Raw genomic sequence first — 9,732 nt, forward strand, 5'->3', positions numbered from 1 at the left:
AAGAAGACCCAGTGATTGAAATGGCATTCCAATTATGTTTATCTGTAGCTAAAACTGGGTTGTGCCCTGACAATGCTTTAAAAGTAATCGGCGCATTGGCACTACCATTTTTATTGTCGATACTTAAAATGTTTGCATAAGGATTTGTGTAAGTACCATTCATCACGTAGACGGTATCACCTGCTTTCACCAAATCCCCAGCTTTTTGGAGAGTGCGAAATGCGGCTTTCTGGTTCGAGCCATCATTTTTATCATTACCTGTTCCAGAAACGTAGTATGTTTTGCCAGCCATTGTTTTACTCCGAATATGTGTAAGGTGAATTGGTAGTACGTTCTCAGTAATAAACAGCGCAAAGCCGGAGACATTTTCTGTCTTCTCTGCGTTTGTTGAGTGGTCAAACTTGAATTGGTTGAAACTTTAGTAGGTTTACCCCTTAACTTAAGGGAACTAATGTAACAACTTCGTCGAACTTGTTGTACGCGGTGTAACTGAGCCTTGGGAACTCATGTATTAAAACTAACCTTTACACAAGCGATGCACTTCAGTAAATATTCTGAAATGTGTTGCATTTTTTACAACAAATGCCAAAAACTTATGGAGATGTCGTGGTAGAGTCCTGTTAATTTCCAGAGTGATATGGCAGTGGAGAGCCTTTTGTGCAAGGATTTGATAAAGTTTCTCTAAAAATTTTTAAAGAAACGATGCTTCCCGCAGGCTAGGATACAAACAAAGGAGGAAATAAGAAGCCAAAAAAATTGGCGTAGCTTCATAAAGAAATAGTCTGAGAATTTGCCAGTTCCGCATTTCTTACAAGCTTGAGGGGAAGAAGGAGCAGAGGTGAATGGCACGCTTGAAAAGCTGAAAAGCCGTCTGGGCTGCTCGCTCTAGGTCAACCTGATGCTTTAGCGAGGAGATTCCCCGCTGTGATATCCCTGATGTGCCGTCTAACTGTATAGCTTATATTGATGGCTACGGTAACTTAAAAACCACTATTAAGCATGAGGACACCAAGACACACCAAAGTGATACTGTAGGGATGCAAATTGGTGAGAGCAAACACAAAGCAACCAAGAGCGATGGTAGTAAAGCCAGTGGAAACTGGACAGTTAGCTTTTGCGCCTGGTAGCAGTGGTTGGACTAATGCACAAGCTGAACAGATGCATTGGATGGAAGTTTTCCTCAGAGGTGGTAATGCCTGGGAATCTTTTAATCGCCCAGCAATCGGCACACATATAAATATCAGCTAAAAGCCGTCCAGAATCACTTAGATCAAAATTTAATTTTTAGAAAGTACAGCTTACCTGAGTTTGATTGATTCACCATCATTATTTATTGCTTTTCCCATGTCTGATCCATTAATCGTTGTTGATGTTCAATCCGGTTTTATCAATGAATTCACTCATCACATCCCGCAGCGAGTTGCTCATTTAATTGAGCGAGGTGAGTATGCACCAGTTTTGTTTACTAGATTTATCAACGCACCTGATGGCCCTTATCAAAAATTCCTTGATTGGCATAGCTGTACGCATGAGCCAGAAACTAATATTGCCTCAGAACTAGAACCTTGGGTTAAACCAGAAGTAGTTTTTTCTAAGTTGGGGCTATGCGGTATACCGAATGAACTGGCAGACTACTTTAGAGGGCACTGTTTTGAAAGAGTTTTCATCTTAGGGATTGACACTGATATGTGTGTGTTGAAGATAGCGATGGATTTTTTCGATATTGGCATTGAACCGATCGTATTAACTGATTGCTGCGCTAGTACAGCAGGCTTACAAGCACACTTAGCGGGTTTGGCTGTACTCAGTCGGAATATTGGTGCTTTTCGTCTGCGTGAGGCAGGTCTTTCTGAGGGTTTTCTAGCTGCACCATTAGACAAAACAGAGAAGATAAATTCTAAGAAATTGTGCGTTTTTAATTTAATGTTCAGTATAAAACAGGATCGTCTTTTTTGCTGCTTGCAAAACGCGTTCGCGTAATTCTAATGGCTCAATCACCTCCATCTGTGCGCCAAACCCCAGCGCATAAGCACAAGCCGCTTCCTCTATATCAAACCTCAGCCAGATGCGAGTCCAGCCATCGGCATCGGGGGAGTCAATCTGTTCTATTCGGGCAAAGTATCCGGCATAGCGTAACCGAGGCATAACCTCTGGAGCAACACGTACCGTCACGCCATAGTAAGGCAGATTGGCTTTGAACTCAACCATCGATTGTTGCCAATAGTCGGCTAAATTGAATTCAACCGGACGAACACAGGGGTAATCCGTAAGTATAGCATCCCGCACTCGTGAAATCCGGTAGGAGCGCACCTCTGACTCTACCGAGGCAACGAAATACCAGACACTGCCTTTAGCAACCAGTCCAAGTGGATTAACCAACCGTTCCACACACTTACGATCACTGCGTTCATAGCTCAGATGTACTTGCCGCTCTTGCCAAACTGCTGTTTGCAAGATTGGAAATGCTGACATTTCCTCGTCCCACCGATGCCAGCCTGTTGGATCAACATGAATCCGCTGGCTAACCATTTCTGCTTGCTGACGATTGGCGGCAGGTATTGCTGCCAGAAGTTTGAGCAGAGCCGCTTCAAATGCTTGACTCCAGCCTAAATCGGCTAGCAGGTGTGTGGGCTTTGGCAAAAACAGCGCCTGAATCTCTGCCAAGTTAAGTCCTGTCAGCGTAGTTTGATAGCTGTCGAGTAAACTCCAACCACCTCCTTTACCGCGTTCTGCCATCACCGGAACTCCGGCACTGCTGAGGGCATCCATGTCACGATGAATGGTGCGCTCAGACACCTCCAATCGTTCTGCTAAATCTCGCGCCGTTAGCTGACGATGAACCTGTAACAACATCAGGATCGAGAGGAGGCGATCAGCACGCATAACTATCCCAAGACCAATCGGAACTACTTTTTACTTTACTGCCTAAATATGACAAGGGATGTCATGAAGTCCAGCTTATGCTGCATAAAGATGGTTTAAGCCACCTCGCAGGATTTAAGGAGGTCAATTATGCAGTTATTAAAAAATAAAATTGCGCTCGTAGTTGGGGCAACACGCGGTGCAGGTCGTGGCATTGCTGTGGAACTTGGTGCAGCAGGGGCAACCGTTTATGTCACCGGACGCACTACTCTTACTGTGCGATCAGAATACAACCGCCCTGAAACAATTCAAGAAACGGCGGAATTGATAAACCAGGCTGGTGGAAAAGGAATCGCTGTTGTAGTCGATCATTTAGACCTAAAACAAGTACAGGCGCTTGTTGCTCGTGTTGAGCAGGAACAGGGCCGTCTGGATGTTCTGGTCAACGATATCGGTGCAGAATATCTGGCGGAGTTCAACAAGCCCGTGTGGGAGCTTTCTTTGGAGCGAGGATTACGAATGCTGAGACTGGCGATCGACACCCACCTGATCGCCAGCCACTTCGCATTGCCGCTGTTGATCCAGAAACCCGGTGGATTGGTGGTCGAAATTACCGATGGTACTGCCGAATATAACGATAAAAATTATCGGCTGTCAATGTTCTATGACCTTGCTAAAACCTCGGTAATTCGCATGGCATGGGGATTGGCGCAAGAACTTAAACCGCATCAATGTACTGCCGTAGCGCTGACTCCGGGCTGGTTGCGCTCGGAACTCATGCTCGATCATTTTGGAGTGAGTGAAGCCAACTGGCAGGACGCAACGGCAAAGGAACCGCACTTCATCATTTCTGAAACGCCTCATTATGTTGGGCGTGCAGTTGCTTATCTAGCTGGTGATCCACAAGTGGTGCGCTGGAATGGCCAATCGCTTTCCAGTGGGCAACTAGCACAGGTTTATGGCTTTACCGATCTCGATGGCTCTCAACCCGATGCGTGGCGCTACATTCATGAAGTGCAGGAGGCGGGTAAACCTGCTGATGCGACCGGATATAGGTAATATTCGAGTCACAAAACTTCGTATTCTTTGGCAACCTTCAGATTGCAATTAGTGTTTGTTCTAATTTCGCGCACTTACTGTCTTCTCGCTTGCTCTTCCAAACAACTCATTAGAACCACCAAAATAGCGATCGCGGTTGCCTTCTATGCTAAATACCTTGAGAGGATACAAAATCCCCTGAAATGCCAACAGATTAAAGAATGTTGCAATTTATATCTTCTTAAAACCTTTCCCCCCGCAAGCAAAAAAAAACCCACGTTGAAAAACGTGGGATTCAAGCAAGAACACTTTGTATTACCTTTAACGCGAGTCTGCTTTTGTTGAAGAGGTAAGAAGCAGAAGGCTTTTATGTTGTATTTAGAAGGAGATTTAGACCCATTAAGGTTAAGAACGCAAATTTAATAACCTGCAATTCTGATTTAACTTGGAATGGTAAAGTGCTTTCGTCTAACGCAGCCTACTTTTACACTTTATTCAATACACAATTCAATACACATTCCTTAGCTATGAAATTATGACGAATATGACCAGGGATACACGTTTCCAATAAAGGCTGGTGACTCAAATGATTCAAGTTCGTAACAATTATATTCAGGATAATAAGTCATACCTTCGGATATTGCCTGACATTGCTCGTCAGTAAGTATTTCAAATTTTTCTATTAATACTGTTTCATAGGAAAATTGGACTGTTTGATTAACTGCCATTTTTTTAATGCTTTTATTAATCATGTTGCTTTCTCCTGATTGACTAATGTTTTTGTTATGAGTTACACAATTGCTCTCCTGAGTCTTAGTGTGAGTGGTTTGTTGAAGTTTGAGCTTATACATAACACTTGGATTAAGGAAAAATTTATGCAGAATCAATCAATTATTTACAAAACTTCATAAATAATCCTGTCCGATAATTTGACAGATCCCGTGTCTGTTGAGTTGTCATTTCCATCTCATAAGTTTTTCGCAGACGACACGCAATATTTACAAAAGTTCACTAACTGCGCTACAGCCAATATTTTCTCTGTAACCCAAAAATGAGGACGGGTCATACCAATTCACAATGACGCTCGTTCCTCTCTACGAGACGCTGCGCTACCGCTAACGCAATGACACTCCTACGTCGCTCTAAGCGTTTGCGGTAGCGTGTCCAAGAGTTGCCATGCCGTTGACGAACGCGAGTGCGTGTCGCAGACAAGCCTCTCTAAGAGTTGGCTTTACGCTGCGCTAACGCAATTAAAAAACTTAGATGCAGTTCTATTTCAGATTTTCTTACTCAGCACCTGATCCCAATAATCGACCCATTTTTGGCTGTAGTATTTCAGATTCTATGAACGGTTACAAATATTATTCCTCTGTTTCAACCACCTTCAGCCCCTGAACTCAATCCCATTGAAAGGCTTTGGCAACTCCTCAAAAAACCACTCAGAAATCAACTTTTTTCTTCTTTACAAGCTTTACGCGATCGCATCCAAGAAATATTCGACCAACTTACAATTGATCAGGTAATTTCTGTCTCTTCTTCCAACTTTATCCTGCAAGCTTTATTCTATGCGGCTTCATATTAAACTGGTATAAGGTTAATTGGCAATTAAAGTGTTTTTGAAGTTTTGTAAACATCTGCGTAAATTTCAGAATTAGAGTTGATTAATTATTAGAGCTTAACCAAACAATCTTTGGTATAAAACTAAGCTTCAAGTTTACTCAAACAATATAATTGTATCCTCAATTTTGCAGCGTTATTTACTATCGCTATTTGGTTGCGAGCAAGAGTAATTTAAATGCTTTTGCCCTGATGGTTTTGCAGTTTTATTTAGGTCTTAATCAATCTTTGAGGAATTCCAATGACTAAACATGGACAACTGTACTTGAGAGATATCGTCCCCCCAGATCCAAGTATTACGATAAGGGCAGGTTTGGTAGACTTTTTCCATCGCTAGTGCCGTTTTTACCTGACACACAAGCGGTACGAAAATCGCTACTAACTCTGGGAGAACTCGGTGGAATCATGGATGCAGGGGCTGACAATCCTGATAATCCCTCTGTTCTACCAGCCGGTTTTACATTTCTTGGCCAGTTTCTTGACCACGATCTCACCTTCGATCCTACTTCTAGCCTCGAACGACAAAACGACCCAGAATCAATCGTCAACTTCCGTACCCCAGGGTTCGAGCTAGATAGCGTCTATGGCTCTGGTCCGGCTGCTAGCCCCCATTTGTACGATAATTCGCCAAATGGCCGTGGGATTAAGTTCTTAATTGAGAAACTTGATCCCACCAATGCAGAATCTAAAGACGACCTGCCCAGAAATAGTCAAAATACAGCTTTGATTGGCGATCCGCGCAATGACGAAAACACAATTCTCTCTCAATTACACCTAGCGTTCCTGAAATTCCACAATGCGGTAATCGACAAAGTTATCGCCGACGGAATTACCGACCCCACTCAGGCATTCGCAGAAGCACAGCGTTTGGTGCGCTGGCATTACCAATGGATTCTACTACATGAGTTCTTACCTCATATCGTCGGTGAACAACTGGTACAAGATATCCTTAAGAATGGTCGCAAGTTTTACAATTGGCGCAACGAACCATTTATTCCCGTAGAGTTTTCTGTCGCTGCATACCGCTTTGGTCACAGCCAAGTCAGACCAGGATACGTGGTCAATAGCGGGTTCCGTGCTGCCATGTTCGGTACAGATCCGGCTAACCCAGGCCCTAACCCTGACAATTTAGCTGGTGGCAAGCGCGCTCTACGAAGGTTTGTGGAATGGCACAGATTCTTTCACATAGATGGCAGCCCGGAACCTGACAACATCAGCAAAAAAATTGATTCCAAGATATCAAGCGCACTGTTCCAACTGCCTTTCAGTGCTATAGCTGGCTTGTCTGACAACCCTTCTTCTTTGGCGCAGAGAAATTTATTGCGACATTTGACTTTCAGTTTACCATCAGGACAAGCGCTTGCCAAAGCAATGTGCATTGAACCTCTCACTAACAACGACCTTAAAGATTTAAAAGATTTGGGAGTTGAAATGGAGCAGAAAACACCTTTATGGTTCTATATTCTCAAAGAAGCAGAACTACGAGCCGAGGGCAGAACTTTAGGCCCTGTAGGTGGTCGGCTCGTGGCAGAAGTATTCATTGGTCTGTTAGAAGGAGACCGCCTATCTTTCTTAAGAGCAGATCCGACTTGGCACCCGACACTGCCAGTTAATGCAGAGGAGAAATTTGGTATTGTTAGCTTGCTGAAGTTCGCTGGAGTTGCATAAACTTACTGTCCATTAGCCAGCTGCTTAGGGCTTGTTTCCACTCAAGTTTCACTGTGCAATTATACTTACAAAGAAAGGCAGAGGGCAGATAGCGCAGCGTTAGCGAGTCCGCGAGCGTCGGGCAGAAGGCTTTTATGAAAGAAGTACTAATAAAAACTTTAGTTGTGGGTTATTGCCCACTAGTATAAAAAGATTTGTGGCGATAGCGTAGCGTTAGCGACGTAGGAGCGTCGCGGAAAGTGACACGAGAGACAAGATGTCCTTACTTCAATCCCACGTTTTTAAACGTGGGTTCTATAAGTGCCTTCTGCCTCCTGCCTTCTGCCTTCTGAATTCGGCTAAAAACTTTATCCTTGCAAAGGTTCAATTGTTGAGTCAACATTTTGTAACCGTGAGGCTATTCAAGCCGAATGGCGTTCACTCCTAATATTGAAAGAAACATATTTGATGGGGTAAGAGGTGGAAGCACACCTCTTACCCCATCATTATTTTTAAAAATTAGGGTTTTGAAATTAAAAGCAAAAGTAAAGTTTAGATAAAAAATTATGCCTAACCCAGTCTTTACCGACATTTTTGATGGCAATCTAGTTGACAATAATACCACATCGGGTACTGCTTTATCTGATGTTATTCTTGGTGATGATGGAAATGATATTCTTATAGGTTCGATTGGTAACGATCTTCTATTTGGCAATAATGGCAACGACTTTCTCGATGGTGGAAATGGCGACGACACCCTCAACGGTGGTTCTAACGACGACACCCTGATTGGTGGAAATGGCAACGACTCCTTAATTGGTGGTTCTGGCATTGATGTAGCAGACTATAGCACACTAGGTGTAACCATAACCCTCTCAGGTGTAGGCACAGTTAAAAAAGCTGACGGAGTTCTTGGAAATGATGAAGTCTTTCAAATAGAAAGGGTTATTGCTGATGCCACTGTTGCCAACAACACTATAGATGCATCTGCATCGAGAGTTGGGGTATTTGCCATTGCAGACCTGCAAGCCCAAACTATCTCTGCCAATAACGTTCCTGTTCTAGGAACATTAAGATTCGATGTAGTCAACTTTGACAATGTGATCGGTACAAATGAAAGTGACAGTATTAAAGGCGATGGACAAAACAATCAATTAGAAGGTAATGCTGGAGATGATACCATTGATGGTGGAGATGGCAACGACACTATCAATGGAGATAGTGGTAACGATACCCTCAATGGTGAAGCAGGTAGCGATACTCTCAACGCTGGAACAGGCAATGATCTTCTTCGGGGGAGCGATGGTAACGATAGCCTCAATGGCGGAGCAGGTAGCGATACCCTCAACGGTGGAGCAGGTAATGACACCTTAACGGGAGGCACAGATTCAGATGTTTTCAGTTTCTTCGCTGAAACACCTTTTACCGTATCTTTCGGTGTAGACCAGATTACTGACTTTTCAAGTAGTACAGACAGCATCCGTTTATCAAAAGGAAGTTTTACGGCTCTAGACAACACTATTAGTGGTGCATTAATTGACTCTGACTTTGCTGTAGTTACTAGTGATTCTCTAGCTCAAGGTAGTAGTGCAGAGATTGTTTATAACTCTAGCAATGGCAATTTGTTCTACAACCAAAATAACGATGCCGTTGGTTTTGGTACAGGAGGTTTGTTTGTAACTATTGCGGGTTCTCCTCTTTTAGCCGCTTCCAATTTCGCTGTTCTTCTGTAGATTAAAAAAATTAGGGATTTTGGCGATCGCTTTCTTGGCGGGCGGGTATGCCATCGCACACCCCGCCCAACGGACGCAGATATACAGCACTTCCGGTAGCTATGAGGTACATCCTCAAAGCTGAAAGCTTTGATAGGAAAGGGATAAAAAGAAAACTGTATTGTCTAATAGCCGGAAGCGCTGTATTAGACTTGTTTTAGAAAATATCATTCCCAAATTGGGAATTTTACTTTTATGCGATATGAAAGCATAAAACCCCGCTTCTCTTCCCGAACTGCAACGCCAGCCTGCCTCAACCAAGAAATTTCTTAACCGAACCGTATTGCCCTACCCCCAACAAGATAGCCCAAACTAGGTTTCACTTTTACAAGGGTGACATTCATTCTTGTTGCTTTTTACCAGTTTGAGTTAGGTTGGGCGAATGAGCGCACTGCTTCATTCACTTTCGTGCGCTCACTCAAAACCTTGAGACAACAAATCATCCGGCTATGTCTTTACCACTCTTGTAAGTCATAGCTCTGGGTTTCCTCTTCTTGAGAGGGACTACTGATTTCTTGGGTGCTTGTGGCGGACGGCATTTCTCGCAATATAGAGGTCGAACTCCAAAGGTTTCTCGCTGTGTGGGTTGTTCACACTGCTTACATACGAAGTTAAAAATGCGGGTATGAATTTCCCGCTTGTGCGCTCTAACGGTGTACTCTCGGACTTCAATAGTTTTGCTGGGCATTGATCAGTTTTTTAAGTTGCTATTTATAAATAGACCTCTTGCAGAATTGATTTTGTGTTATAATGATTGGTTTTCTTAATCTGAATGGGGTGAGATAACTAAAAAGAT

The 9,732-nt window shown here is 43.3% G+C and carries 9 protein-coding genes; 5 read left to right on the forward strand and 4 right to left on the reverse strand.

Annotated features, from left to right (window positions below; translation table 11 throughout):
• A partial coding sequence (locus H6G26_RS34575; protein ID WP_190735635.1) for a DUF1565 domain-containing protein occupies window positions 1–292 on the reverse strand: 292 nt, incomplete at its 3' end.
• 755 nt (window positions 293–1,047) lie between these two features.
• Here H6G26_RS34575 and H6G26_RS34580 point away from each other — a divergent pair.
• A complete protein-coding gene (locus H6G26_RS34580) occupies window positions 1,048–1,248 on the forward strand; it encodes a hypothetical protein (RefSeq protein WP_190735637.1) in 201 nt (66 codons plus the stop codon).
• A gap of 96 nt (window positions 1,249–1,344) precedes the next feature.
• Window positions 1,345–1,980 carry an isochorismatase family cysteine hydrolase gene (locus H6G26_RS34585; RefSeq protein ID WP_190735639.1) on the forward strand — a complete coding sequence of 212 codons (636 nt, stop codon included), beginning with the start codon at window positions 1,345–1,347 and terminating at the stop codon, window positions 1,978–1,980.
• Here H6G26_RS34585 and H6G26_RS34590 read toward each other — a convergent pair.
• The gene (locus H6G26_RS34590; RefSeq protein ID WP_190735641.1) at window positions 1,921–2,883 is read right to left on the reverse strand and encodes a YafY family protein; all 963 of its coding nucleotides are present in this window, start codon (window positions 2,881–2,883) and stop codon (window positions 1,921–1,923) included. The two genes, H6G26_RS34585 and H6G26_RS34590, sit on opposite strands and share 60 nt — an antisense overlap.
• A gap of 129 nt (window positions 2,884–3,012) precedes the next feature.
• Here H6G26_RS34590 and H6G26_RS34595 point away from each other — a divergent pair, with 129 nt between their 5' ends.
• Window positions 3,013–3,921 (forward strand): SDR family oxidoreductase, encoded by a 909-nt coding sequence (locus H6G26_RS34595; RefSeq protein ID WP_190735643.1) that lies wholly within the window; start codon window positions 3,013–3,015, stop codon window positions 3,919–3,921.
• Between the two features lie 1,041 nt (window positions 3,922–4,962).
• Here H6G26_RS34595 and H6G26_RS34600 read toward each other — a convergent pair.
• On the reverse strand, window positions 4,963–5,112 hold the full coding sequence (locus tag H6G26_RS34600; protein ID WP_190735645.1) for a hypothetical protein: 150 nt from the start codon (window positions 5,110–5,112) through the stop codon (window positions 4,963–4,965).
• A 741-nt stretch (window positions 5,113–5,853) separates the two neighbouring features.
• Between H6G26_RS34600 and H6G26_RS34610 the strand changes: the two genes are divergently transcribed.
• Window positions 5,854–7,185 (forward strand): heme peroxidase family protein, encoded by a 1,332-nt coding sequence (locus H6G26_RS34610; RefSeq protein ID WP_190735647.1) that lies wholly within the window; start codon window positions 5,854–5,856, stop codon window positions 7,183–7,185.
• 545 nt (window positions 7,186–7,730) lie between these two features.
• A complete protein-coding gene (locus tag H6G26_RS34615; protein ID WP_190735649.1) occupies window positions 7,731–8,897 on the forward strand; it encodes a calcium-binding protein in 1,167 nt (388 codons plus the stop codon).
• A 478-nt stretch (window positions 8,898–9,375) separates the two neighbouring features.
• On the opposite strand, the gene H6G26_RS34620 is transcribed toward H6G26_RS34615, so the two are convergent.
• Window positions 9,376–9,624, reverse strand: coding sequence for a hypothetical protein (locus tag H6G26_RS34620; RefSeq protein ID WP_190735651.1), 249 nt, complete (start codon window positions 9,622–9,624; stop codon window positions 9,376–9,378).
• Window positions 9,625–9,732: the final 108 nt, after the last annotated feature.

Source organism: Nostoc sp. FACHB-888, from assembly GCF_014696655.1.
GTDB lineage: Bacteria > Cyanobacteriota > Cyanobacteriia > Cyanobacteriales > Nostocaceae > Nostoc.